Annotated in this window: 23 protein-coding genes and 1 pseudogene; 18 read left to right on the top strand and 6 right to left on the bottom strand. The window is 70.6% G+C overall.

Going from position 1 to position 25,349, the window contains the following annotated elements; all coding sequences use genetic code 11:
• The first annotated feature begins 6 nt into the window (after positions 1-6).
• Entirely contained in the window at positions 7-849 is an 843-nt protein-coding gene (locus tag ACFVWW_RS06345) for a chitosanase (RefSeq protein ID WP_386876238.1), read from the top strand.
• A 102-nt stretch (positions 850-951) separates the two neighbouring features.
• On the opposite strand, the gene ACFVWW_RS06350 is transcribed toward ACFVWW_RS06345, so the two are convergent.
• The 4 genes from ACFVWW_RS06350 to uraD form a co-directional block, all read right to left on the bottom strand.
• Entirely contained in the window at positions 952-2,328 is a 1,377-nt protein-coding gene (locus tag ACFVWW_RS06350; protein ID WP_386876240.1) for an 8-oxoguanine deaminase, read from the bottom strand.
• An 89-nt stretch (positions 2,329-2,417) separates the two neighbouring features.
• The gene (gene pucL / locus ACFVWW_RS06355) at positions 2,418-3,341 is read right to left on the bottom strand and encodes a factor-independent urate hydroxylase (RefSeq protein WP_386876242.1); all 924 of its coding nucleotides are present in this window, start codon (positions 3,339-3,341) and stop codon (positions 2,418-2,420) included.
• A gap of 5 nt (positions 3,342-3,346) precedes the next feature.
• Complete coding sequence (uraH, locus tag ACFVWW_RS06360) at positions 3,347-3,736, bottom strand: hydroxyisourate hydrolase (protein WP_386876244.1); 390 nt, start codon at positions 3,734-3,736, stop codon at positions 3,347-3,349.
• Positions 3,733-4,287, bottom strand: a complete 555-nt coding sequence (gene uraD / locus ACFVWW_RS06365; RefSeq protein WP_384329108.1) for a 2-oxo-4-hydroxy-4-carboxy-5-ureidoimidazoline decarboxylase — start codon at positions 4,285-4,287, stop codon at positions 3,733-3,735. Before uraD ends, uraH begins: the two co-directional genes overlap by 4 nt.
• A 563-nt stretch (positions 4,288-4,850) precedes the next feature.
• On the opposite strand from uraD, the gene ACFVWW_RS06370 reads away from it, so the two are divergent.
• The 16 genes from ACFVWW_RS06370 to ACFVWW_RS06445 all read left to right on the top strand — a co-directional run bounded on the left by ACFVWW_RS06370 (position 4,851) and on the right by ACFVWW_RS06445 (position 24,214).
• Positions 4,851-5,600, top strand: a complete 750-nt coding sequence (locus tag ACFVWW_RS06370; RefSeq protein WP_384329111.1) for a hypothetical protein — start codon at positions 4,851-4,853, stop codon at positions 5,598-5,600.
• A gap of 20 nt (positions 5,601-5,620) precedes the next feature.
• Positions 5,621-6,298 (top strand): class I SAM-dependent methyltransferase, encoded by a 678-nt coding sequence (locus ACFVWW_RS06375; protein WP_384329114.1) that lies wholly within the window; start codon positions 5,621-5,623, stop codon positions 6,296-6,298.
• A 21-nt stretch (positions 6,299-6,319) separates the two neighbouring features.
• A complete protein-coding gene (locus tag ACFVWW_RS06380; protein WP_384192096.1) occupies positions 6,320-7,039 on the top strand; it encodes a class I SAM-dependent methyltransferase in 720 nt (239 codons plus the stop codon).
• Between the two features lie 133 nt (positions 7,040-7,172).
• Positions 7,173-8,501, top strand: a complete 1,329-nt coding sequence (lysA, locus tag ACFVWW_RS06385; RefSeq protein ID WP_386876247.1) for a diaminopimelate decarboxylase — start codon at positions 7,173-7,175, stop codon at positions 8,499-8,501.
• Complete coding sequence (locus ACFVWW_RS06390; RefSeq protein WP_384329123.1) at positions 8,498-9,772, top strand: ATP-grasp domain-containing protein; 1,275 nt, start codon at positions 8,498-8,500, stop codon at positions 9,770-9,772. Before lysA ends, ACFVWW_RS06390 begins: the two co-directional genes overlap by 4 nt.
• Before the next feature lie 67 nt (positions 9,773-9,839).
• A complete protein-coding gene (locus ACFVWW_RS06395) occupies positions 9,840-11,021 on the top strand; it encodes an aminotransferase class I/II-fold pyridoxal phosphate-dependent enzyme (protein WP_386876779.1) in 1,182 nt (393 codons plus the stop codon).
• 74 nt (positions 11,022-11,095) lie between these two features.
• Positions 11,096-12,199: a GNAT family N-acetyltransferase gene (locus ACFVWW_RS06400; RefSeq protein WP_386876780.1), complete on the top strand. Its 1,104-nt coding sequence runs from the start codon at positions 11,096-11,098 to the stop codon at positions 12,197-12,199.
• A gap of 7 nt (positions 12,200-12,206) precedes the next feature.
• Entirely contained in the window at positions 12,207-13,190 is a 984-nt protein-coding gene (locus ACFVWW_RS06405) for a GNAT family N-acetyltransferase (protein ID WP_384329125.1), read from the top strand.
• A complete protein-coding gene (locus ACFVWW_RS06410; RefSeq protein WP_386876249.1) occupies positions 13,187-14,479 on the top strand; it encodes an MFS transporter in 1,293 nt (430 codons plus the stop codon). Before ACFVWW_RS06405 ends, ACFVWW_RS06410 begins: the two co-directional genes overlap by 4 nt.
• Positions 14,472-15,980 carry a TldD/PmbA family protein gene (locus ACFVWW_RS06415; RefSeq protein ID WP_386876251.1) on the top strand — a complete coding sequence of 503 codons (1,509 nt, stop codon included), beginning with the start codon at positions 14,472-14,474 and terminating at the stop codon, positions 15,978-15,980. The genes ACFVWW_RS06410 and ACFVWW_RS06415 overlap by 8 nt, the downstream gene beginning before the upstream one ends.
• Entirely contained in the window at positions 15,977-17,440 is a 1,464-nt protein-coding gene (locus ACFVWW_RS06420) for a metallopeptidase TldD-related protein (RefSeq protein ID WP_386876253.1), read from the top strand. The genes ACFVWW_RS06415 and ACFVWW_RS06420 overlap by 4 nt, the downstream gene beginning before the upstream one ends.
• Positions 17,441-17,481: 41 nt before the next feature.
• On the top strand, positions 17,482-18,333 hold the full coding sequence (locus tag ACFVWW_RS06425) for a 2,3,4,5-tetrahydropyridine-2,6-dicarboxylate N-succinyltransferase (protein ID WP_384192077.1): 852 nt from the start codon (positions 17,482-17,484) through the stop codon (positions 18,331-18,333).
• A gap of 80 nt (positions 18,334-18,413) precedes the next feature.
• Complete coding sequence (locus ACFVWW_RS06430) at positions 18,414-19,241, top strand: transporter substrate-binding domain-containing protein (protein ID WP_384329137.1); 828 nt, start codon at positions 18,414-18,416, stop codon at positions 19,239-19,241.
• 41 nt (positions 19,242-19,282) lie between these two features.
• Positions 19,283-20,086 (top strand): amino acid ABC transporter permease, encoded by an 804-nt coding sequence (locus tag ACFVWW_RS06435; RefSeq protein WP_384192126.1) that lies wholly within the window; start codon positions 19,283-19,285, stop codon positions 20,084-20,086.
• Between the two features lie 4 nt (positions 20,087-20,090).
• The gene (locus ACFVWW_RS06440) at positions 20,091-20,933 is read left to right on the top strand and encodes an amino acid ABC transporter ATP-binding protein (protein WP_384192073.1); all 843 of its coding nucleotides are present in this window, start codon (positions 20,091-20,093) and stop codon (positions 20,931-20,933) included.
• Between the two features lie 86 nt (positions 20,934-21,019).
• Positions 21,020-24,214 carry an amidohydrolase family protein gene (locus ACFVWW_RS06445; RefSeq protein ID WP_386876256.1) on the top strand — a complete coding sequence of 1,065 codons (3,195 nt, stop codon included), beginning with the start codon at positions 21,020-21,022 and terminating at the stop codon, positions 24,212-24,214.
• A 141-nt stretch (positions 24,215-24,355) separates the two neighbouring features.
• Here ACFVWW_RS06445 and ACFVWW_RS06450 read toward each other — a convergent pair whose 3' ends face one another.
• Both ACFVWW_RS06450 and ACFVWW_RS06455 read right to left on the bottom strand, forming a co-directional pair.
• Positions 24,356-24,712 (bottom strand): helix-turn-helix domain-containing protein, encoded by a 357-nt coding sequence (locus ACFVWW_RS06450; RefSeq protein ID WP_384187082.1) that lies wholly within the window; start codon positions 24,710-24,712, stop codon positions 24,356-24,358.
• 53 nt (positions 24,713-24,765) lie between these two features.
• Positions 24,766-25,029 (bottom strand): hypothetical protein, encoded by a 264-nt coding sequence (locus ACFVWW_RS06455; protein ID WP_384329146.1) that lies wholly within the window; start codon positions 25,027-25,029, stop codon positions 24,766-24,768.
• Positions 25,030-25,234: 205 nt separating this feature from the next.
• Here ACFVWW_RS06455 and ACFVWW_RS06460 point away from each other — a divergent pair.
• Positions 25,235-25,321 (top strand): annotated as a pseudogene (locus tag ACFVWW_RS06460) (IS5/IS1182 family transposase); the annotation flags it as partial.
• Between the last annotated feature and the right edge of the window lie 28 nt (positions 25,322-25,349).

Genomic DNA, 25,349 nt, shown 5'->3' on the forward strand with positions numbered 1-25,349 from the left:
GTCAGGGTGCCCACCCCCCACATACGCACCGCTCTGCTCGCGCTGGCACTGGTCGCCGCTTCCGCCACCGCCACCGTGTCGCACGCGGCGCCGGAGCCCGTCGGGGCCGCCACCACCGTCGCGGCGGCCCCGGCCGCGGCGGCGGGACTGGACGATCCGGCGAAGAAGGACATCGCCATGCAGCTCGTCTCCAGCGCGGAGAACTCCTCGCTGGACTGGAAGGCGCAGTACGGCTACATCGAGGACATCGGCGACGGCCGCGGCTACACCGCCGGCATCATCGGCTTCTGTTCCGGTACGGGCGACATGCTGGACCTCGTCGAGCTGTACACCGACCGCGCGCCGGGCAATCCGCTCGCCCGGTATCTGCCCGCGCTGCGGGAGGTCGACGGCACGGACTCGCACGAGGGGCTCGACCCGGGCTTCACCGCCGCCTGGAAGCAGGCCGCCCAGGACGCGGCGTTCAAGACGGCGCAGAACGACGAACGCGACCGGGTGTACTTCAACCCGGCCGTGAACCGCGCCAAGCAGGACGGCCTGTCCACGCTCGGGCAGTTCATCTACTACGACGCCATCGTGATGCACGGCGACGGCGGCGACAGCACCAGCTTCGGCAGCATCCGCGAGCGGGCCCTGGCCAACGCGACGACGCCGGCCCAGGGCGGCGACGAGACGCGCTATCTGAACGCCTATCTCGACGCCCGGGTCTGGGCGATGAAGCAGGAGGAGGCGCACGAGGACACCAGCCGGGTGGACACCGCGCAGCGGGTCTTCCTCGACGAGGGCAATCTGAACCTGGATCCGCCGCTCGACTGGAAGGTGTACGGCGACAGCTTCCACATCGGCTGAGCACGGCGACAGCAGGGCGGGTACGGCAGGTACGGCACCGGTTGCTCGGTGCCGTACCCGCCGGTCGAGGGCCGTCCCCCTCGACCGGACATCCGCGCGCGATCAGCCCTGTGCGGCGATCCGTGCGAGGCGCCGCGCCTCGCTCCGGGTGGAGCGGGCGATGGCGTCCTCGTCCACCGTGGTCAGGTGGCTGTCCTCGACAACGGTCCTGCCATTGACGAGGGAGAGCGTGATCGGCGCGGCGGCGCCGAAGACCAGCGCGGTGACCGGGTCGGCGATGGAGGCGTGGGCCAGCGTGTCCAGCTTCCAGAGCACGAGGTCGGCGAGCTTGCCGGCCTCGATGGAGCCGATCTGGCCGGCGCGGCCCAGCACTTGGGCGCCACCGTACGTACCCAGCCGCAGTGCCTGACGGGCGTTCAGCGCGGCCTCGCGGTGCGCGCCGAGGCGGTTGATGAGGAGCGCGTTGCGCAGCTCGGTGTGGAGTTCGCCCGACTCGTTGGAGGCGGTGCCATCGACGCCGAGGCCGACCGGCACGCCGGCCTTGAGCATGTCGGGGACGCGGGCGATACCGGCGGCCAGCCGGGCGTTGGAGGAGGGACAGTGGGCGACGCCCGTGCCCGTACGGCCGAAGGCGGCGATGTCGGAGTCGTTCATATGGACGCAATGGGCCATCCACACGTCGGAGCCGAGCCAGCCCGTCGACTCGAAGTAGTCCGTCGGGCCCATGCCGAACAGCTCCTTGCAGAACTGCTCCTCCTCCACGGTCTCGCTGCCGTGGGTGTGCAGCCGCACGCCCTTGCGGCGGGCCAGCTCCGCGCCCTGCTTGAGCAGTTCGGTGGATACGGAGAACGGCGAGCACGGCGCGACCGCGATCTGGGTCATCGCGTCGAACGAGGCGTCGTGGTGCCGGTCGATGGTCTCCTCGGTCGCGGCGAGCGCGCCTTCGAGGGACTCGACGGCGAAGTCCGGCGGCAGACCGCCGTCCGACTTTCCCCGGTCCATGGAGCCACGGGCGAGGGTGAACCGTACGCCCGTCTCGGCGGCGGCCCCGATGATCGCGCCCGACAGATCGCCCGTGCCGCGCGGATAGACGTAGTGGTGGTCCATCGCGGTGGTGACACCACCGCGGGCCATCATCGCGAGCGAGCCCTGTGCGGCCGCGCGGACCATCGGCTCGTCGAGGCGGGCCCAGGTCGGGTACAGCGCGACCAGCCAGTCGAAGAGGTTGTGGTCGGTGGCGAGTCCGCGGGTGATCCACTGGTAGAAGTGGTGGTGCGTGTTGACCAGGCCGGGGGTGACGAGGTGGCCGGTGCCGTCGATACGGCGGACCACATGCTCCAGGTTCGCGGGGGCCCTGCCCGCGCCGGCCGACTCGATCCGGTTGCCCGCGACGACGACGTATCCCGAGGCGTACTCGGTGTCGTACGCGTCGACCGTCGCGACGGCGCAGTTCTCGATGACGATGCGCGAAGCCGCCATGGTGGTTCCTCTTCCTGTTCCTGCCGTCGGGCTCGCGCCCGGATGTGGGCTCGCGCCCGGATGTGTACGGACCCGGGGGCCGCGCGGGGTCAGAGGGTGGTCATGTCCAGCGGGATCCGTGGCTCTTTGCCGTCCCGCAGGACGGTGGCCTCGATCAGGCCGTACGGGCGGTCGGCCGCGAAGTAGACCTCGTTGTCGTTCTTGAGCCCGAAGGGCTCCAGGTCGACCAGGAAGTGGTGCTTGTTCGGCAGCGAGAAGCGGATCTCGTCGATCTCGTCGCGGCTGTCGATGATCCGCGAGCCCATCTGGAAGAGGGTCTGCTGGAGCGAGAGGGAGTACGTCTCGGCGAAGGCCCGGAGCAGATGCGTGCGCGCCTGCTCGTAGGACTGCTCCCAGTCGGGCATCCGCTCGTCGTCGCTCGACCAGCCGTAGCGCCATCGGGCGGACACCTGGGTCGCGAGGATGCGGTCGTACGCCTCCTGGAGCGTCGTGTATGTGTCCTTGGCGTAACCCCAGAACTCGGAGTCCGTCGAGTTCATCACGACCAGGTCCTTCAGACCCGAGATGACCTGCCACGTCGCGCCGTCGTAGCTGATCTGGCTGACGCGGGTCTCCTGGCCCTTGCGGACGAAGGAGTGCCTGGGCCGGTCCGCGCCGACGGGCCCCGCGGTGCCTTCCGAGGTCTCGATGCGCTCCCAGGCGTACTCCTCGACGCGTATGCGCGCCTGCCGGATCGGCTCCTGACTGGTGACGAAGTGCCTGGCCAGATGGATGCCGAACTGCTCGGCCGACTCGATGCCGTGCTCCTTGGCGAACGCGTACACCGTGTTCTTGGTGGTGTCGGTCGGCAGGACATGCGCGTTGGAGCCGGAATAGTGGACGTCGTCCATGTCGCCGGAGAGCGCGACGGAGACGTTCAGGTCCTTGATGTGGTGGGTACCGCCGTCCCGCGTGATCCTGACGACGCGGTTCTCCGCTTTGCCGTACTGGTTCTGGCCGAGAATCGTGGGCATGTCTGCTAGCTCCCTCGGTAAACGGAGTAGCCGAACGGGTTGAGCAGCAGCGGTACGTGATAGTGCTCGCCGGAGCTGACGCTGAACGTGATCGCCACCTCCGGAAAGAACGCACCGCTGTCCCTCGGGCGGGGGGCGTCCTGCTGCGCCTCGGCTTCATTCTGCGAGAAGTACGCCTCGGTCTCGAAGCCGAGACGTACGTGGGTGGTGCCCTCCGGCAGCGCCGGCAGGTCCTTGCAGCGCCCGTCCACGTCGGTCCTCGAACCGCCGAGGGCCGCCCACCGCGCGTCGGAGCCGCTCCGGGCCGCGAGCGAGACGGCGACACCCTGGGCGGGGCGTCCGAGGCTGGTGTCCAGGATGTGCGTGGACACCGAGGCCGTGGTGTCGGTGCTCAAGACCGTCGCTCTCCTTCTTCCGCGGGTTCTTCCACGAGTTCTTCCGGGGGTTCTTCCACGAGACGGGTCAGCCGGATGCGGTTGATCTTGCCCAGTTCGGTGCGCACGATCGCGCGCTCCTGCTCGGGCGTATGGCCGATCCGGGCCTTCAGCGCGTCACGCATCTGCTCACCGGTCGCGCCGGTGGCGCAGATCAGGAAGACATGTCCGAACGTGTCCTGGTAGGCCAGGTTCAGTTCGAGCATCTCGGCCCTGAGTTCCTCGGAGGCGCCGGCCATCCCCCGCTGTTCGCGGGAGGAGACCGGGTCTCCGGGTTTCGGCCGGCCGATCGGCGGATGCCCCGCCATCGCCTCGGCCAGATCCCCGGGGCCCAGTTCACCCATGGCGGTGTCACTGGCGGCGAAGAGGGCTTCGGCGGTGGCGTACGGCCGCCGGGCGAGCAGTTCACTCCCCCACGCCGCACTGGCACACACCTCGTGCAACGCGGCCAGGGCCGCCCGGTCGGAGAGGGTGTTGAACCGGACCAGGCCCGGTGTCGATGTCGAAGTCACGGGAGCCTCCGTGGCCGTCGTGAGCGGGCTTCGCCTAGCTAACGCCCTCCACCACACCGCGTCAACACTTTGTTGAAATCTCGTATACGGAGGACCCGCCACCCCCACGCGGCCCCGGGCGCCCGCACCCCCGGGCCGCCGCTGCCATGACTTCGCGGCATGATCACGGGAGTTTTACGGAATGATGAATTCCAAACACACGCATTGATTTCGGCAGCCCGTGTCAATAGCGCCGCGCGGAAGGTATCGAGAGGGAAAGCACGCGCGTTCCAGCCATTTGGAAATTGAACACCACGCGACCCAGTAGCGACGCCGCTACCTGGGGCTACGTGGTGACCCTGCCTTGATCAGTCGTAACTAGGGGTGATGTCACGTCTCTTTTATCCATATATAAACACCTTCGAAGCGCATCAACGGGCGGCGGCTGGCCGGAAAGGTATGTACCAGATCGTGAGACAGAGCTTGCTGGCGCCGAAAGACGCGTGAAAGTGTTCGGCAAATCGGGCCGGATTGAATAGAATTCCGGTTACTCGTTTCAGCGAATCGCAGAGGGGGAGTCAAGGATGAGTAACACCGAGACGGCGATCGGCGCATACCTCGAAGGATTCCAGGGGGACATGAAGAGCCTCCAGGACGCATTCGCCGAGGACGGCTACATCGAGATCACCGAATTCGGTCCCACCGGCCTGAAGGCGCAGCTCCTCTCCGAGGTGGACACCCTTCTGGAGAAGCACGCGCAGCGCCGCCGGCTCCAGATCGCCAGTACGGGTAATTCACCCCGCTACTACGAGGCGGTGGGCCGCAATGCCATCGTGGAGAACGCCGAGATCATTCCGGCCGCCTACCGTTCGCCGGCGCTGCTGGGATTCCTGGCGGAGCTGACCGGGGAGCCGGAGATCGTACCGGTTCCGTGGCAGCCGGAGGAGATCGTCATCACGCGCATGACGCAGACCGGTGACTCGCACGGCTGGCACTGGGACGACTACTCCTACTCGCTCATCTGGATCATCGAGGCGCCGGGATCCGACGACGGCGGTGCGCTCGAATACGTGCGCGACACCGAGTGGGACAAGGAGAACCCGCGGATCGACGAGTACCTGCGGGACGGCGTCATCGAGCGCCGTCAGCCGGCCACCGGCTCTGTCTACCTGCTCAAGGCGGACACCGCCATGCACCGCGTCGCGCCGCTGACACGGGACGGTGCGCGTCGCGTCATCCTCTGCTTCTCGTACGCCACGCTCGCCGACCTGGAGCGCGATGTCTCGCACGAGACGATGGAAGAGCTCTACCCGGAAGACCACTCAAGCGTCTGACTCAACGCAGGGGGGAAATCGTGAGCGCAACGCTGGAAGATCTCAAAAATTTCTACTCCGCACAGGGAAACAATACCTCGTCGATATTCGACGTATGGGAGCGGGGGGATGCCCGAGGAGACTCGGTCACACCGTCCACATATTCCGGTGAATACCGTTCCTTGATGCTGGAGACGCTGGTCAAGGCTCTTTCCGCACACGATTCCAAGAAGCTCCTCAGTCTTGGCTGTGGAAACGCCATGATAGAGGCGGAGCTGGCTTCCCAGGGGTATGACATTCTCGCGGTCGACGCGATGCCGGAAGCGGTGGAGCTCGCCAGAAAGAAAGGGCTGACCAGCCTGCGGGCGGATGTGGAGTCATGGGCTCCGGAAGCGGGAGCCTGGCCCGTGGTCTACGCGGACGGCCTGCTGGGCCATCTGTACGACTCCGCTACGGAGAGCTTGCCCGTCCTCGGCCGTATTCGGTCCTGGTTCACGGGCGGCGGGACGCTGGTGGTGTCGAACGACAGCCCCAGATCGGGAGGGGCCGTCGAGGCGGCCCCCGGTGTCGACGCGTTCTACTGGCTGTCCGGGGAATATCTGGTCGAGCAGGCTTATGCCGCCGGCTTTTCCTACGCGACGTGCGAGACCTTCACCTATGCGCGCCCCATTTCTGGAGAGCGGCACCGGGCGGTTCTGATCGCCCAGGTTCACGAGTGACACACGACCGGGAGACAGCACGTGGGCAGCGCGCTCTTGAACACCGTCAACACATTCGGCGAGAGTTTCGTCAACGCGTCGGAGCTGCTGGGCCGGTACGAATTCACTGAGGCCGAGGCCGCCGGCACCGTACGGCTACTGGGGCTGCGTAGCGGAGAGACCGTCGTGGAGGCCGGATGCGGCCCGGGGAGATTCGCCCAGGCACTGGCCGCGCACGGCTTTCCCGTGATCGGGGTGGACATCTCCCCGGAAGTCATCGCCATCGCCGAGCGACGGCATCCCGGCCCGGACTACCGGGTCATGGACATGGCCGACCTGGCGCCCGGCAGCGCGGACGCGCTGGTCAACGTCTATTCGAGCTTCGGCTACTGCGAGACGGCCGAGGAGGACACCGCCGTCCTGCGTACGTGGTGGCGAGCGCTGCGCCCCGGTGGGCGGCTCCTGCTGGAGCTCTCCGATCTCGAACGCGCGCAGAAGCGCCTCGGCCCCGGGGCCGGGACCGTGCACCGCAGCACCAACGGAGTACAGGAAGAGATCCGGATGGACTGGGAGCAGCAGATGCTGCATGTCAGCTACCTCCTGGACGGCCGGCGACTCGACTGCAGGACCCGGGTCTACAGCCGTGACCAGTTGCTGGAATCCCTTCGTACGGCCGGCTTCACCGACGTCGACTGCTTCGGCGGATTCGACGGCCGGGCGAAGTCGCCCGACGACCGACTGGTCCTGGTGGCACACCGCTAGTACCCCTCCCGGGAATAGCTCGTCCGCTGGTACACCGCCGGCTCGTCATGAGGTCCGGGAGGCGAGACATCCGCCTCCCGGATCCGAGCGTGCCTCCCGCCCCCGCTGTTCCCAGGAAGGAACGTCACCGCCCATGCCGATGAGCGCAGGGTTCAGCCGCCGCGTGACGCCGGTGCTCCGCGAAGCCGCCGAACACTTCGGAACCCCCTTTCACCTGTACGACGAGCAGGGCATCGCCGCCACCTGCACCCGGTTCAACGAGGCGTTCTCCGGTCTGCCCTATCGCGAATACTTCGCGGTCAAGGCCCTGCCGAACCCGGCGGTCATGGAGATCATGCGGCGTCACGGCTTCGGCTTCGACTGCAGCTCCCTGCCCGAACTGGCCCTGGCCCACAGCGTCGGAGCCAGGGGCGCCGATGTGTTCTTCACCTCCAACAACACCAGCCGGGAGGAACTGGCCGCGGCCGTAGGGCAGTCAGCACTGATCAACATCGATGACCCGGCCGTGCTGGCCAAGCTGGCGGACCATCTGGGCGGCTCCGGCCTGGTCGACACCCTCTGCCTGCGCGTCAACCCGGGGGCGACGGAGAGTTCGGACCAGTTCCTCGGCAGCCCGCAGAACGCCAAGTTCGGCATTCCCCCGAGCCGGTTGACCGAGGCGGTCAACAGCGCCCGCGAGCTGGGCGTACGTCACTTCGGCCTGCACATGATGGTGGCGTCGAACGTACTGACGACGGCGCCGCTCGTGCGTACGCTCGACATCCTGCTGGGGCTCGCGACGGACATCCGCGAACGGACCGGCGTCGAGGTCGAGTTCCTCAATCTCGGTGGTGGTATCGGCATCCCCTACCGGCCCGGGGAGCAGACCTTCGACCTGCCGGCGCTGGGCCGGGCTCTCCGGGACAGGCTGACGGGCTGGGCGGGCGAGCGGAACGTCGTGCTTCCACGGCTCTGCTTCGAGAGCGGCCGGTACATCACCGGCCCGCACGGCGTGCTCGTCACCAGCGTCCTCAACCGGATGAGCAAGTGGCGTGAGTACGTGGGCGTCGACGCGAGTATGAGCTCCCTCATGCGACCGGGCATGTACAGCTCGGCCTACCACCACATCACGGCGCCCGAGGCGCGGGGCCGGCCCTCCCGGACCGTCGACGTCGTCGGGTCGCTCTGTGAGAACAGCGACAAGTTCGGCACGGACCGCGAACTGCCCGAGCTGGTCGAGGGAGACCTCCTGCTGGTACACGACACCGGCGCGCACGGCCACTCCATGGGCTTCACCTACAACGGGCGGCTGCGCCCCAAGGAGCTGCTGCTACGGCCGGACGGCACGGTGGAACTCATCCGCCGGGCCGAGGAGCAGGAGCTCGATCACTTCGCGACCCTGCGGTTCTCACCGGACCGGATGGCCGCTCCGTCTCCCGCCCGCCCCGTCACAGGCACGCTAAGTGAGGTCACCGCACCATGAACGGACCCATACCCGGGGCACTCACGAGGGCAGCGGACAGGCCCGCGGTCGGGATCGTCGACCCCTTCTCCACCGGGGCTTACCTCAAGGACGCCTTCACCGCTCGCGGGTGGCGGGTCGTGGCCGTCACCAGCCAGTGGCCGCTGCCCGACATCTACGCCGGAAGCCTGCGCCCCGAGGAGTTCGACCAGGTCGTGTTCGGGCAGGGAGACGCCGCCGCGACCGCCGCCGAACTCGCACGTGTCCCGCTGCGCGCGGTGGTCGCCGGCACCGAGATCGGTGTCCGGTTCGCCGACGAGCTGGCCGAGTCGCTCTCCCTCGAAGGCAACGGCACCGCGCTGAGCGAAGCCCGCAGGGACAAGGCGGCCATGGCCGCCCGGCTCCGCGAGAAAGGCCTGCGGCACGTCCGCACCTTCGAGGCCAGGAGCGAGGCCGAAGCAGTGGAGCAGGCGTTGAGCCTCGGCCGGTGGCCCGTGGTCGTCAAGCCCGCCGACAGCGCGGGATCCGACGGCGTGACCTTCTGCGACTCGCCCGAAGCGGTCCGCCAGACCTTCACCAAGCTGCACGGCGAGACCAACCGTATGGGCCTGGCCAACCACAAGGTACTCATCCAGGAACTCCTCGTCGGCCAGCAGTACTTCGTCAACACGGTCAGCCGCGCCGGACGCCACCACATCGCGGAGATCTGGCGCGACGACCGGCGCCGGATACCGGGCGCGGGCCTGGTGTGCGACTGCGAGAGCCTGCTGCCCGCACGCGGCGATGTGCAGGACCGGCTGGGCGCGTACATCACCGGTGTGCTCGACGCCCTCGGCATCGCCTGGGGCCCCGCGCACAGCGAGCTGATGCTCACCGCGAGCGGCCCGGTGCTGATCGAGACCGCCGCACGCATGCAGGGCACCATCCTGACCGGACCGGTGGAGCAGGCGACCGGTACCAGCCAGGTGAGTCTGACCGTGGAGGCGGTGACCGACCCGGACCGCTTCGACGCGCGGGCGGAGCGCCCCTACGAACTGACCCAGGGGCTCAGCGTGTTGTCGCTGATCGCGCACCGCGACGGGGTCATCCGTGCCCCTGACGTGGCGGCCCGGCTCGCCGCTCTGCCGAGCTTCAGCGGTCTGATCGGCGATCTGAGCCAGGGAGTGCCGGTACAGCCTACGGTCGATCTGTTCACTTCCCCCGGCATCGTGTACCTGCTGGGCGACGACGAGCAGGTGGCGCGGGACCGGGCGGCCATCCGCGCCTTCGAGGCCGAGGGGCTGTACGGATGACCGGCCCAAGGCCGCTCGGCCACCGCGGCGACGGCGGCCGGCCCCCGCGGGGACGGACGTGTCCCGTATGAGGGAGGAACTGCTCGCCACCGCGCGGGACTCGGGTTTCGCCCCTGTCGATCTCTCCCTCGGTGTGGCCTGCGACCCCGAGCCCGACGCGGCCGACGCGTGGGCCGCTGAGGGAGGGGAGCCCGGCTATCCGAAGAGCCGGGGCTTCGCCGTCCTGCGCTCGGCGGCCGCCGCGGCCCTGCGCCGCCGCTACGGCGTGTCCGTACCGCCCGACGCGGTCGCGGCCTGCGCCGGGAGCAAGGAGTTCATCGGGTCGGCTGCCCTGTTCCTGCGCCAGGAGCGGGGTGGCGGACGCGACACGGTCCTGATTCCCCGGCTGCGCTATCCCACCTACGCGGTGGGCGCCGCGCTGGCGGGGATGCGGACCGTGGAGGTGCCTACGGACGACGCGTTCAGGATGCGGCTCGACCTGCTGCCCGCCTCCGACGTCCGGCGCGCGCTGTGCCTGTGGGTCAACAGCCCGGCCAATCCCACCGGAGTCGTCGAGCCGCTGGCTGCCATCGCCCGCTGGGGGCGCGAGCACGGTGTGATCGTCCTCTCGGACGAGGCGTACACCGATCTCACCTGGGACGGCAGCCCGGGGACGATTCTCTCCAGCGGCCTCGACGGGGTGCTGGCGGTCCACAGCATGTCCAAGGCTTCGCACGCCCCGGGGCTCCGGGTCGGCTTCTACGCCGGTGATCCACGCCTGGTGGCGCCGTTGGTCGTCCGCCGCCGCGACGCCGGGCTGATGGCCGCCGCACCCGCACAGGTCGTGGCCGCCCGGCTGCTGGGCGACGACCGGCGGGTCGCCGGACAGCGCGCGCGCACCCTGCGCCGGCTGACCGGGCTCGTGGACCTGCTCAATGGGGCGGGCCTGCGCTGCGCCCGGCCCGAGGGCGCCATGTTCGTCTGGCTGAGGACGCCCGGCGGGGACGGCGCGGCGTTCGCCCGGCTCGCCGCGCGGACGGCCGGTCTCGTCCTGGCCCCGGGGGCGCAGTACGGCCCCGCCGGACATCCGTACGTACGGATCGCGGCGACGGAGGAACAGGAAACGGTCGAGCCGCGGATCGGACTGCTGGCGACGGCCCTCGACCGGGCGCCCGCTCCACCGTCGCCCGGAGACACACCGCCCGGCCCCGCGACCGCCGGTGCCACGAAGCCACCGCGGGCCAGGAACCGAGAAGGAGCACTGCCATAGCCACGACGTTCCCGGCGGGCACGCACACGTGTGACGAGCCGATCCGTGTTTCCACCGTCGCCACGATCACGGCGATCGGCTCCGAGGAGTGGGGCCGGCTGGCCGAAGGCACCGGCCTCTACCAGAGCTATCCGTGGCTGCACTGGGCGGAGTCGTCCAGCGGGGCACGCCCGGAGTACGTGCTGGCGCACGGCGGCGACGGTGTCCTGGTGGGCGCCGTACCCACCTATCTGCTCTCCTCGGCACCGGACCGCTTCACCACCTGGTACGACCCGGTACGCGTCTTCCTCGCCCCGCACTGCGACACCACGGACGCGACGGACCGGTGGTTTCCGCTGCTGCTCGTGGGCTCGGCCAGCGGCTACCACAGCGAGATCCTCGTACGGCCGGGCCGGGACCGGCGGGCCGTGGCCCGCGCGCTGCTGAGCGGATGCCTCGACCTCGCCGGTCGCTCCGCCGCCCGCGGCACGGCGATGATGTACGCGCCGGAAGCGGCGGCGCTGGAGGCCGGAGCGGTCCTCGGCGGGCCCGTCGCACCGGTCCCCACCTCGGCCGAGGCGGTGATCCCGGTGACCGCGGAGGACCGGGACCTCGACGACTACCTCGCCCGCTTCCCCAGCGCCCGGCGCTCCAAGTTCAAGAAGGAGATCACGGCGTTCCGGGCGGCCGGCGGGACGACGACGCGCTACGCGCTGGGTGACCTCGTCGACCGTGTCGGACCGTTGCTCGGCCAGCTTCAGCGTCGGTACGGCGACCCCGTGACCGACCACGAGATGACCGCCTACGTCGCCTCGCAGGAGAGGCATCTCGGCGCGAGGAGCGTCGTCCTCGCCGACGAGACGGATGACGGCGGGCTCCGTGGCTTCACTCTCTCCTACATCCATGAGAACACCCTGTACGTGCGCGCCGCCGGCTTCCAGGAGGACCTGGAGCAGCCGCCGTTCGCCTACTTCAACCTGGCCGTGTACGCCCCCCTCCGCCTCGCCATGGAGAACGGGCTGACCGCGGTCGACCTGGGCACCGGCGCCTACCGGGGCAAGACCCTGCGCGGGGCCGCGATCCAGCCGCTGTGGTCCGCGGTCCGGCCCCCCGGTGACTGCCCGCCGCAGTGGTACGAGGCCCTGGGACAACCGGCTCCCGAAGCCGTCGAGGCCGGATGGGCGGGCACCAGAAAGTGAGTACGCCATGGAGATGACGAACGACAGCGGGCTGCGCATCGCGCACGTGGACACCGACGAGGCGCTCGGCCGCGACTGGCCGGCGTACCGTCAGGACGCCGACGTGATCAGGGTGCGTGACCCCGAGGCGGCGGACCGGCCGCTGCTGCGGAAGGCCGGATTCGCCGTCAAACCGAGCTGGCTCACCTGGCTGGCGCCCGTCCGCGCGAGCGAGGAGGACTTCCTCGGCCGGCTGGGACGCCGGGCACGCAAGAACGCCCGCCACTCACTCCGCACCCTCCGCGACCGGGGTGTCCGCGTCGGCGTGCACCCGCTGGACGCCCCGGCCCTGGACGCGTTCCTCGTCGTGTACGACGCGCACATGTCCCGGCTGCGCAACGGCGTTCCCTACGCGGTCGGGATGCGGGAGCAGTTCCTGGAACAGGCCGACGGCTACTTCCTCGTCCGCGCCACCGATGCCGAAGGCGTGCTGATCGGGGGCTGCGTCTGTGCCCTCGACACCGCCGACTCGGTGGTGCGCATCCGGTTCAGCGCCATGGCGGCCGAGGAGCGCAACGGGCAGCTGGTACGCGCCATGTATCTGATGGCCTGCCAAGAGGCGCGGGAGCGCGGCCACCGGTGGCTCTCGCTGGGCAGCGATCCGAGCCTGTACGGACATGTGGCACAGCCCGGACTCTTCGTCTTCAAGAGCCAGTTCGGCTGTGTGCCCGTGCCGTCCCAGCTGCTGGACCCCGAGGACGGCTCGGACGAAGCGGATCTCGTCGTCAGTCTTCGGGCCCTCACGGACCCCTCCCTGGTCGTCGCCTACGACACGGAGCGGCCCACCGACCCCACGAAGGGCGAGAGCTGGATGTCCGCGCCCCCGGAGGACACCGCCGTCCTCCCCGTACCGCTGCGCATGGAGATCCTTTCCGCCGCGGGAGTCCCGGACCCGTCGCTGTACACCGCGGGCTTCCTCAGCCGGGTCGACAGCCGGGTGATCGCGCCGTGACCACCACACCGCGGAGTCCTGGCTCCACCCCGGAGACCGCTGTACCGCCACCGGGCCCGGTCTTACGGCACCGCGGCTTCCAGTACCTGCTGGCCGGGGCGGGGGCCAGCCACATCGGCACCCAGATACGGCTGGTGGCCCTCCCCCTCATCGCCGTGACGACCTTCCATGTCACCCCCTTCCAGAGCGGTCTGCTGACCGCCGCCGAGACCGCCGCGTTCCTCCTGATCGGGCTCCCCGCCGGAGTCTGGGCCGACCGGTTCCGGCGGCGGCGGATCCTGATCGCCGCGGACATCGCCCGGGGCCTGGTCATCCTGAGCCTCCCCGTCGCCTCGTTCCTCGGTGTCCTGTCGCTGCCCCACCTCTATGTGGTCGCCCTCCTCGTCGGCTTCGGCACGGTCCTCTTCGACGTCGCCCATATGAGCTACGTCCCCCAACTGGTCGGCAGGAAGCGGGTGGTCGAGGCAGCCACCCGGCTGGAGGTCGTAGAGTTCTCCGCGACCGCCGGCGGACCCGCGGCGGCGGGGCTGCTCGTCCAGTACCTCACGGCGCCCTTCACCCTCCTCGTCAACGCCTTCAGCTACGCGGTGTCCGCACTCTTCCTCAGCAGGATCCGGGACGACGGGAAGAGCCCCCGGGCCGACGCGGCGCCCGGGGAGCCGTCGCGCATGTGGCCGGACATCAAGGCAGGACTCGCCGTCGTCCTGCGTGACCCCGTCCTCCGGCCGATCGCGCTCTGCGGCGCCGTCGTGCAGCTCTTCGAAACGGGCTGGCTGGCCCTTCAGCCCATCTTCCTGATCCGCCAGATCGGTCTCTCCTCCGGCGGATACGGCGTCCTGCTGGCGGCCGGCGCGATCGGCGGGCTGCTCGGAGCGGTGCTCACCCCGCCGATCTGCCGGCGGTTCGGCACCGTACGCACACTCAGAATCTCGCTGCTGATGACCTTCCCGTTCCTGCTGCTGCCGTTCGCGGCTCCCGGCTGGCAGACGGTCCTCTACGGCATCGGCACGTTTCTCGGCATGGGAGCCTCGGCCATCTACAACGTCACCCAGATCGGCATTCGCCAACTCGCCTGCCCGGAGCACCTGCTGGGCCGTATGAATGCCACGATGCGGTTCGTGATGTGGGGGGTCATGCCGTTCGGCGGCATCCTCGGCGGCGCGCTGGGCTCCCTGTTCGGTGTCCGGGCCGCGCTGACCGTCTGTCTCGCCGGACTGCTGCTGGCGGCTGTGCCGATCTGGCTCTCCTCGCTGCGGACCATGAGCGACCAGGGCCTCGCCCATGCCTGACACCGGCCGCGTCAGCGGAGGGGGACTCGACCCCGTGGCCCTGCGGGAACTGGCCGACACGGCGAAGCTGCGCGGGGCGGCGCTCGGCGCCACCTCGCTCGACTTCCGGGCCGAGTGCGTGCGCACCCACCGGCTGAGCCTGTCGGACGGCGAGCTGGAGGACATCGGCGAGAGCGAGGACACGGGCTTCGCCGTACGCGTCGTCCGGCACGGCACCTGGGGCTGGGCCGGGGACTGCGAGCTGACCGTCGCCGCGGTCGACCGCGCGGTACGGGACGCCGTGAGCCTCGCCGAGACACTGTCCACCGCGAACCGGAGGCCCGTCGCCCTCGTCGAGGAACCCGTCCACCACGACCTGGAGTGGGCCTCGCCCTGCCGCGTGGACCCCTTCACCGTCCCGGTGGCCGAGCGGATCGGGCTGCTCGCCGACTGGTCAAGGACCTTGCTGGCCCAGCCCGGTGTCGACCATGTCGAGGCGAGCGTCACTCAGGTCAGGGAGGAGAAGTTCTACGCGGACAGCGCGGGGACGACCACCTTCCAGCGGCGCGTGCGGATCCATCCCGAGCTGACCGCCATGTCCACGGGACGGCGCCATGTCGGCGTACGGATGACCGCACCGCCGACCGCCAGGGGCTGGGAGTATCTGCGGGGCGACGGCTGGGACTTCGACGCCGAACTGCGTGCGCTGCCCGGACTCCTCGCCGAGAAGCGGGCCGCGCGCCCGGTGCGCCCGGGGCGGTACGACCTCCTGGTCGACTCCACCCATCTGTGGATGCCCCTGCACGAGTCGATCGGCCACGCCACCGAACTCGACCGGGCGCTCGGCGACGAGGCCGCTTTCGCCGGCGGCACCTTCGCCACCCCCGACCTGATCGGCACGTTGCGCTACGGCTCCCCTCTGCTGAATGTCACCGGCGACCGGACGGACCCGTACGGGCTGGCGACCGTCGGCTACGACGACGAGGGCGTGCGCGCCCAGTCCTGGTCCCTGATCAGCGACGGAATCCTGACGGGCTGTCAGACGGACCGGCACACGGCCGGGCGGATCGGTCTCCGACGCTCCAACGGATGCGCGTTCGCCGAGTCCGCCAGGTTCGCCCCGATGCAGCGCATGCCCAATGTGTCGTTGACCCCGGCGCCGGACGGACCGGGCCTCGACGAGCTGATCGCGGGGATCGACGACGGAATCTATCTGGCCGGAGAGGGGAGCTACTCGATCGACATGCAACGCCGTAACTTCCAGTTCACCGCCGACCGGGCCCGCCGTATCCACCGCGGCCGGCTCGCCGAGCCGCTGGACGGTGTCGCCTACCAGGCGGACACCCTGGAGTTCTGGCGAGCCATGGAAGCCGTCGGAGGCCCGGAGACCTATGTGCTCAACGGCGCCCTCGACTGCGGGAAAGGACAGCCGGGACAGCTCGCCCCCGTCAGCCACGGCGCGCCGGCCGCCGTCTTCGCCGGCATCCGGGTCCTGGACACCGGACAGGAGGGAGGACTGTGATCCGCCCGACGATCCCCACACGGCCGGTCTCCGACGGCCCTCCGGCCGGCCCGGAGCGGCTCTCCGCCGAGGATCTCGCCGAGTACGCGCTCGGGCTCTGCCGCGCCGACGCGTGCGTGGTCGTGGTCGAGGACCGGGACAGCGTCCATCTGCGCTGGTCGGAGAGTACGGTCACGACCAGCGGGTCGGCGCGCGGACGGCTGCTGACCGTCATCGCCGTCGAACACCGGGAGTCCGGTGGCACCTCGGTCGGTGTGGTCCGCTGCTCAGGCACCAGCCGTGACCGGATCGCCCAGGCGGTCGCGGCCGCCGAGGCCGCGGCGCGGGCGGCGACGCCGGTGCCGGGCGCGCTGCCCCTGCCCGCGCCGGCCGGCGGACCGGTCGACTGGCCCGCTCCGGCCCAGGAGCGGACCGGCCCTGAGCACCGGGCCCGTGAGAGGGCGGCCCGGTTCGTGCCCGCCCTCGGCCGGGCCTTCGAGGCCGCGCGGGCGCACGACCGGCTGCTGTTCGGTTTCGCCGAAGAGGGCTCTCTGACCACCTGGATGGCCACCTCCAGCGGGCTCCGTCTCCGCGGCGACCATCCCTTCGGACGGGTCGAGCTCACGGCGAAGTCCGCGGACCTCACGCGGTCGGCCTGGACGGCCGCTCCCGTCCGGACCCTGCGGGCCGACGGCCTCACCGGCATGGCGGACGACCTGCTGCGCAGGATGTCCCGCGGCGACGAGCGCCGTGAACTGCCCCCGGGGCGCTACGACGTGCTGCTCTCCCCCTCGGCGGCGGGGGAAATGGCGCTCAACCTGTACCGGGCGGCCGGCGCCCGCGCCGCGCACGACGGACGCGGCCCGTTCACCGGTCCCGGCGGCACCAACCGGGTCGGCGAGCGGCTGACTCCGTACCCACTGAACCTGCGCAGCGATCCCCACCACCCGGACCTGCCCTGCCCGCCGTTCCTGGTCGTGCCGTCCTCCGGACGGGACAGCTCCGTCTTCGACAACGGCCTGCCGCTGACAGCCACGGACTGGATCAGGGACGGCACGCTGCGCGCGCTGGTGCAGACCCGCGAGTCCGCCGTGCTGACGGGCCTGCCGTGCACCCCGGCCGCGGGCAACCTGATCCTGGAGGGCCCCGGCCGGGCGACCCTGGACGACATGGTCGCCCGCACCGCGCGCGGGCTGCTCATCACCAGCTTGTGGTACGTCCGCACCGTCGACCCGAACAGCGGGTTGCTCACCGGGGTCACCCGCGACGGCGTGTATCTGGTGGAGCACGGCGAGATCGTGGCCGAGGTCAACAACTTCCGTTTCAACGAGAGCCCGGTGGCGATGCTGGGGCGCGTCACCGAGGCCGGGGCGACCTCGCCTGCGCTGTCGCGCGAGTGGGATCCGTACGCGATGCCGCTCGCCGCGCCGCCGCTGCGGGTGTCGGACTTCAACCTCTCCTCAGTCAGCCGCAGCACATGACCTGTATGCCCCTCGACCGTGTCAAGGAGAGTCGCAGCATCATGAACAGCCCTACGGTTCCCGCTGTCCTCGGCGGGCCGATCAATCCCGAGATCGACGCGCTGTGGGAGCGTCGCGCGGAGCTGACGCCTGCCGACGGCGATGCCCGTGCCACCGTCGTCGAGGCCGTCGGCCTGCTGGACGAAGGACGCGCCCGTGTCGCCGCCGTGGATCCCGAGACCGACGAGGTCATCGTGGACGAGCGGGCCAGACGCGCCATCATGCTCTGTTTCAAGGTCCTGGACATGCGCGAGACCTCGGCGGGCCCGTTCGAATACCACGACCGGCTGCCGCTCAAGACCGATTTCCGTGGTGTACGGGTCGTGCCGGGGGCCGTGGCCCGCTGGGGCAGCCATCATGCCCCCGGCGTCGTCCTCATGCCGTCGTACACCAACATCGGCGCGTTCGTGGACTCGGGGACCATGGTCGACACCTGGGCCACCGTGGGTTCCTGCGGGCAGATCGGCAAGAACGTGCACCTCTCCGGAGGCGTCGGCATCGGCGGGGTGCTGGAACCCGCGACCGCCGTCCCTGTGGTCGTCGAGGACGACGCGTTCATCGGATCGCGCTCGATGGTGGTCGAGGGGGCCAGGGTCCGCCGGGGTGCCAAGCTCGGGGCCGGCGTCCTGCTCACCGCCAGCACCCGGGTCTTCGACGCGGAGACGGGCGAGGAACTCCCCCCGGGCGAGGCACCCGCCTGGTCGGTCTGTATCGGCGCCACCCGCGCCAAACGGTTCCCCGGCGGCGAGTTCGGCATGCCCTGCCTGCTGGTGATCAAGCGTCTCCCCGAGGGCGGTACGCACGACAAGCTGCTGCTGGACAGCCTCTTCCGGGAGCACGGAGCCGCCGTATGAGACCCCCTACCCCCATGTCACGCCGTCGCGGCGGGCCCGCCGGGACCACGCTGCCCCGCCCTCTCTTCCGGGAGCTCTCCATGTCCCATGTTTCCCGTGGCCGTTCGCGCGTCGCCATCGCGGCGACGGCGACGGCTGCCGCCCTGCTCCTCGCCGGATGCGGATCGGGGGACGCCTCCGGGACGACGACCGTGAAGGGGGGCGTCACGCTGGTCAAGCCCGGTCAGCTGACCGTCTGCACCCATCTGCCCGATCCGCCCTTCCAGTCCGAACGGGACGGCGAGGTGGTGGGATTCGATGTCGACCTGATCGACCTGGTGGCGGCGGATCTCGGGGTGAAGCAGGTCATCGTCGACGGCCCGTTCGAGACGATCAAGACGGGCGCCGCCCTGAACGCCCGGCAGTGCGACATCGCCGCCGTCGGTATGACCATCACCGAGGAACGCAAGAAGAACCTGGACTTCTCCGCTCCGTACTTCGACGCCGACCAGGCCGTCCTCGCGCGCGCGGGGACCGGGATCTCCACGGCGGACGACCTCAAGGGGCACAAGCTCGGCTCGATGTCCTCCACCACGGGGGAGGATTACCTGCGCGGCAAGGGCCTGGACCCCCAGTCGTTCGTGAGCGTCGACGCCCAGCTCAACGCGCTCAGGACCGGGCAGGTGGACGCCATCATGCAGGACTCGCCCGTGGTGACCGAGTGGCTGAAGGATCCCTCGAACGCGAAGTTCCGGATCGCCCTGTCGGTCAGGACCGGCGAACAGTACGGATTCGCCGTACGCAAGGGCGGCGACGGCGCGTTGCTCAAGGCGGTCAACACCGCGCTCGCCGACGCCAAGGCGGACGGCACGTACAAGAAGCTGTACGCCACGTGGTTCGGCGCCGCGCCCGGGGGATCGCCATCTTGACCGGACTCCGGAAGGCGGCCGATGTCACCGCGCCGAGGGCCCTGGCGTCTCCCGCGGTGCACCGCCGACGCCGCCGGCGCCTCGCACGCGCGGCCCAGTACGGGTTGCTCGTGCTGGCCGCGCTCCTCGTCGTCGCGCTCGCCGACTGGAACCGGCTGGCCGACCAGTTCGGCCGGGTGTCCGTCGCCCGGCAGATGTTCCCCGAAGTGATCACCGTCGCCCTGCGCAACACGGTCCTCTTCACGGTCGGCGGCTTCCTCTTCGGGCTTGTCCTCGGCATGGTGGTCGCGCTGATGCGGCGGTCCGACGTGCCGCTGTGCCGCTACCTGGCCGTGGCCTACATCGAGGTGTTCCGCGGGCTGCCCGCACTGCTGATCTTCGTGTTCACCGGTGTGGGCATCCCGCTCGCGTTCCCCGGCGTGCGGTTCCCCGGCGGCATCTACGGCCAGACGGCTTTCGCCCTCGGCCTGGTGGCGGCCGCCTACATGGCGGAGACCATCAGAGCCGGTATCGAGGCGGTGCCGCGCGGGCAGTGGGAGGCCGCCCGCTCCCTGGGCATGCGGCAGTCGCACGCCCTGCGGTCCATCGTCGTCCCGCAGGCGTTCCGGATCATCATCCCGCCGCTGACCAACGAACTCGTCCTGCTCTTCAAGGACTCCTCGCTGGTTCTCTTCCTCGGCGTCACTCTGCAGGACCGCGAGCTGACCAAATTCGGTCAGGACGCGGCGAGTTCGGCGGCCAACACCACACCGATCCTGGTCGCCGGACTCTGCTACCTGCTCATCACGATACCGCTGGGAATCCTGGTCCGCAGGCTCGAAACACACACACGCAAGGCCCGGTGACACCATGCGCACACCGTCAGACCACACCCCGGCGGACGGCCGGCCCGCCATCGAGATCCGCGGGCTGAGCAAGTCCTTCGGCGCGGTGAACGTCCTCACATCCATCGACTTCAGCGTGGCGGCGGGTGAGGTCGTCTGTGTCATCGGCCCCTCCGGGTCCGGGAAATCGACGCTGCTGCGCTGCGTCAACATGCTGGAGACACCGACCTCCGGCAGCATCCGTATCGGCGGTGAGGAGGTCACCGGCCCCGACGCGGACATCGACCGGATCCGCCGCCGTATCGGCATGGTCTTCCAGCAGTTCAACCTCTTCCCCCACCTGACCGTGGAGGAGAACCTGACCATCGCACAGCGCAGGGTCCTCCGGCACAGCCGCGACAAGGCCAGACGGATCGCCCTGGAGAATCTGGAGCGGGTGGGGCTGGCGGACCGCGCGTCCGCCTATCCGGCCCATCTCTCCGGAGGCCAGCAGCAGCGCGTGGCCATCGCGCGCTCACTGTCGATGGGACCGGAGCTGATGCTCTTCGACGAGCCGACGTCCGCCCTCGACCCCGAACTCGTCGGCGAGGTCCTCGGGGTCATGCGCGGGCTGGCGACGGACGGCATGACGATGATGGTCGTGACGCACGAGATGTCCTTCGCCCGCCAGGTCGCCGACCGGGTGGCCTTCATGGACGGCGGGGCCGTGATCGAGGAAGGCTGTCCGCGGCAGGTCCTCGACGCCCCCCGGCACGAGCGCACCCGGCGCTTCCTCCGCCGTCTCCTCGACCCCGTCGCCACCACCGCGGCGCCTGCCCGGCCGGCGGGCGGGCTCCGGGCCGTACCCAGGGAGCCGGAGCCCGCCTGAGCCGTCCGGGGGTGTCCGGGGTCCGCCACCCCGGTCCCACCGTCCGCCACGCCGACACCACCCAAGCCCCTTTTCCAGGAGGACCGTTGGAGCCCACGGGTACCCACAGTGACCGGGCGTTGCCGCACCTCGCGGGACCGTCACGACGGAGCGTCCTGCAGGCCGCCGGAGTGACCGCCGGCGCCGCTCTCACCCCGCTGGCGAGCACCCCCGCCGCTCGGGCGCTCGGCCAGGACCGGCGGACCCTGCTGACGTTCACCGCGGCCACCAACGGCACCGCGAGCCTCGCTCCCTCCGGTGACCGGCTCATCGCCGAGATCCAGGGCGTGCTCTGGGACATCCCCCGGCGCGGCGGTGACGGCGTCGCCCTCACGCCGCCCGATCTGGAGCCCGTCCGTCCGGTCCACTCACCGGACGGAAAGCTCCTCGCGGTGTGCGCCTACCGCGGCGGCGGGTTCCACATCTGGACCCTGCGCCCGGACGGCTCCGAGCTGCGACAGCTCACCGACGGGCCGTGGGACGACCGGGGCCCCTCGTGGTCACCCGACGGGAGCCGGATCGCCTTCGCCTCCGAGCGCGGCGGCAGCCCGGCGACGGGCGGCGCCTACCGCATCTGGACCCTGGACATCCGCACCGGCGCACTCGCCCGTATCACCGGCCTCACCGGTCAGGACGGTCCCGGCGACGGCGGCCCCGTGGAGGACTTCGATCCCGTGTGGTCACCGGACGGCACGCGTGTGCTCTTCGTGCGCGGCCGGTTCACCGACGGCGCCTTCCAGGCCCGCACCATCGCCTCGGTGCTCGCCGACGGCGCCGGCGCGGTGCGGACCGTCCACACCGATGCGGTGGCGGGGGCCAGGATCCTGGCCCCCGCCCTCTCCCGGGACCACCGGCTCGCGTATCTGCGCACCACCTCGGAGTCGGACGAACCCAACTCGTCGAGCACGCTGGTGATCGACGGCGAGGACGTCGCCGTGTCCGGGGACGTGCTGCCGGTGCCGCCGCGCTGGACCCCCTCGGGGCAACTCCTGCTCAATGTCGCCGGCGCCTTCGTGCTGCTGGAGCCGGCAAGCGGCGACCGTAAGGTAATCCCCTTCAGCGCGCGGCTCCCGGTGAGCCGCCCCCGTTACCGCGTGAAGCGCCACGACCTGGACTCCACCCGCACCCGGCCTGTCCGGGGCATCCATCTGCCGGCGCTCTCCCCGGACGGCCGGCAGGTGGTCTTCGCCGCGCTCAACGCCCTGTGGACCGCCGGTACTTCCGGTGGCGGCGCCCCGCGCAGACTCGTCCAGGCCGCGCCCACCCACTACGTCCAGGCCCCGGTATGGACGCCGGACGGCAGCGCCGTCCTGTACGCCGACGACCGCGACGGGCAGTACGCGATCCGACGGCACGAACTGGCCACCCACCAGGAGAGCGTGCTCGCCACCGGCGGCCGGATTCACCCCGCGCTCTCGCCCGACGGCAGCCGGCTCGCCCACCTCGACATCTCGGGCAACCTGATCGTCCGCGATCTCGCGACCGGCACGGACCACACCCTCGCCGCGCCTCTGGGCGGCGGCGGACTGCCCGGCAGGCCCACCTGGGCGCCGGACGGCCGGCATCTCGCCCTGTGCGACCGCAACCGTCTCAACCACCGATTCCGCGAGGGATACAACGTCGTGCGGGTGGTGGACGCGACCACCGGTGCGGACCGGCTGCACGCCGTCGCACCGCACGCGTCGATCTCCGACCGCTACGACTCCGGCCCCGTCTGGTCCCCGGACGGCGCGACGATGGCCCTCATCTGCGAGTCCGCGCTGTGGCTTCTCCCCGTACGGTCCGACGGAACGCCGGACGGCGTCGCACGGCGCGTCACCGACGAGCCCGCCGACCACCCCTCCTGGTCCGGGGACTCGCGCACCGTCCTGTATCTCTCCTCGGGACGGCTGCGACTGCTCGATGTGGGTGAGGAGACGGACGGCAAGCCCCGCACCGTACCCCTGTCCCTCGGTTACCACCGGCCCGCGCCGGCCGACACCGTCGTGCACGCGGGGCAGCTCTGGACGGGCACGGGGGAAACCCGCCAGGACGACGTGGACATCATCGTGCGCGACGGCCGGGTGACGGGCATCGAACGCCACCGCCCCCGGCGCGGGACCGGCCGGACCGTCGACGCCTCGGACCGTACGGTGATCCCCGGCCTCTGGGACGCCCACACCCATCCCTGGCAGTACACCTACGGTGGCCGGCAGACCCTCCTCCAGCTCGCCTACGGAATCACCACCGCCGTCTCGCTCGGCGGATTCGCCTACGAACAGGCCCGTATCCGCGAGTCCGTCGTCGCCGGACGCATGGCGGGGCCCCGGCTGCTCACCACCGGGGAGCTGCTCGACGGGTCACGCGTCGCGTACACCATGGGCCGTGCCCACCGGACCTCCGAGGGGCTTCGGCGTTCCCTGGCACGGGGCGCCGCGCTGGAATGGGACTTCGTCAAGACCTATGTCCGCGCCTCCGCCGGATTCATGGCGGAAGCCGCCCGCTCCGCCCATGAACTCGGCGTGCGCGCGGGCAGCCACCTCTGCGCACCCGGGATCCAGACGGGCCAGGACCTGACGACGCATCTGCACGCCACCCAACGCGCGGAGTTCGGGCATGCGATCTCCGCGACCGGTCACTCCTACCAGGACCTCACGGAGATCTACACGGCCGGCGACTTCACCATGATCGCCACTCCCTTCTCGGCGTCGCCGCTGATCGGAGCGGATCCCGCCCTGGCCGCCGACGACCGGGTCACCCGTCTCATGCCCCCTTGGGACATCGAGATGGTCCGTCAGCTCGCGTCCCGGCCGCCGAGCCCGGCCGAGCTGACCCTGATGAGTACCGAGGTGGCCACCTACCGGCGTGTTCTGGCCGGTGGCGGGCTGGTGGCCCTGGGGACGGACTCGCCGCTGACGCCGGTGGGACTCCAGCTCCACATGGCCCTGCGTGCCCTGCACCGCTACGGCCTCTCACCCGTCGAAGCACTGCGCACGGCCACGGTCCTGCCCGCCCGTGTCCTGGGCCTGGACAGAGACCTGGGCACGGTGGAGCCGGGCAAGATCGCCGACCTGACCATCGTTGACGGAGATCCCTTCACCGACTTCGACTCGCTCGTACGCACCCACGCGGTACTCACCGCCGGGACGCTCGTGCGGCGCACGGACCTGGTGGCCGCCCGGCCCGCGGCCGGCCATGACGACCGGGAGCGCTGGCTCGCGGTCTCTCGTCGGATGCGCGAGGACACCTGCTGCGCCGGCTGACCGGCCGGCCGGTCACCGGCGGGCAGGCCCATCGGTCTCCCCGCCGGTGACCGGCCGGCGGCTCGTCCGCGAGGCACCTGACCGGGGGCCGGCGGCCGTGCACGCCGCGGTCTGACGGCAGCGTGGCCGTGGTGCGGCCGGTCAGCCGTCCTGCTGCGGCTGTTCGGCGCCGCCTCGCGCCTCGGCTCGGCGCTCGTTGGCGTAATTGATGTAGTTGTAGACGGTGAAGCGGCTGACGCCGAGGGCGCTCGCCACCGTCTCCACGCCGTGCCGTACGGAGAAGGCGCCGCGCGCTTCCAGTGTTCGTACGACCGACTGCTTGACCTTGCGGTCCAGTGCGGCGAGCGGCATGCCGTGTTGGCGCTCCAGCGCCGCCAGGATGTGATCCAGGGAGTCCGACAGCTGCGGCAGCCGTACGGCCAGCAGGTCCTCGCCCTCCCAGGTGAGGACGACATCGTCGGGCTGTGCCTCGTGGGGCGCCATCAGTTCGCCGCCCATGGCGTCGACCAACGGCTTGACCGCCGCGACGAAGGGGTGGTCGCGCGGCTCGGTCACCGGCCGCCCTCCCCGTCCGCGTCGCCGATCACACTGACCTGGAGGGAGACCCGCGTCGCGCCGGCGGCCAGCGAGGCGCGCAGCAGTGCGTCCACCGTGGTCAGCACGGCGTCGGCGCCGCCCTCCGCCGTATTGCCGAACGGGCCGACGTCGACGGCGTCCAGCGCGGCGCCCTGGACGACCTCGCGGGCCACGACCGCGTGAGCGGGTGCCTCGTCGAGATCGAAGGGCTCGGTCGTGAACTCCACTCTCAATCGCACTGTGTGCCCCTGGCGTCGGCTCTGACCTGCGCGTTCTCTCAGCCCTCCGGCTGAGAGGGCACATCCGGGGCACATTCCCCCTTCAGGGCACCGAACGCCCGTTCAGGGTCATCGCAGCGCTGGTGTGCCCCAGTCGCTCCGGCACGACCTTAACGGACTCTCCCGCGGCGATCAGCAGAGATGCGTACTGCTGGCCGCCGGAGGACGCGTGCTCCTGGTCGCCGCGTACTGGCGCGGCAACCTGACGCTGCGCCAACTGGCACCAGTGTCCGGGGTGTCGAAGTCGGCAGCCGACCACAGCGCACTCTTCGGCCGCTCCC

Origin of the sequence: Streptomyces sp. NPDC058198, from assembly GCF_042882605.1 — a bacterium.
In the GTDB taxonomy this organism is placed as follows: Bacteria; Actinomycetota; Actinomycetes; order Streptomycetales; family Streptomycetaceae; genus Streptomyces.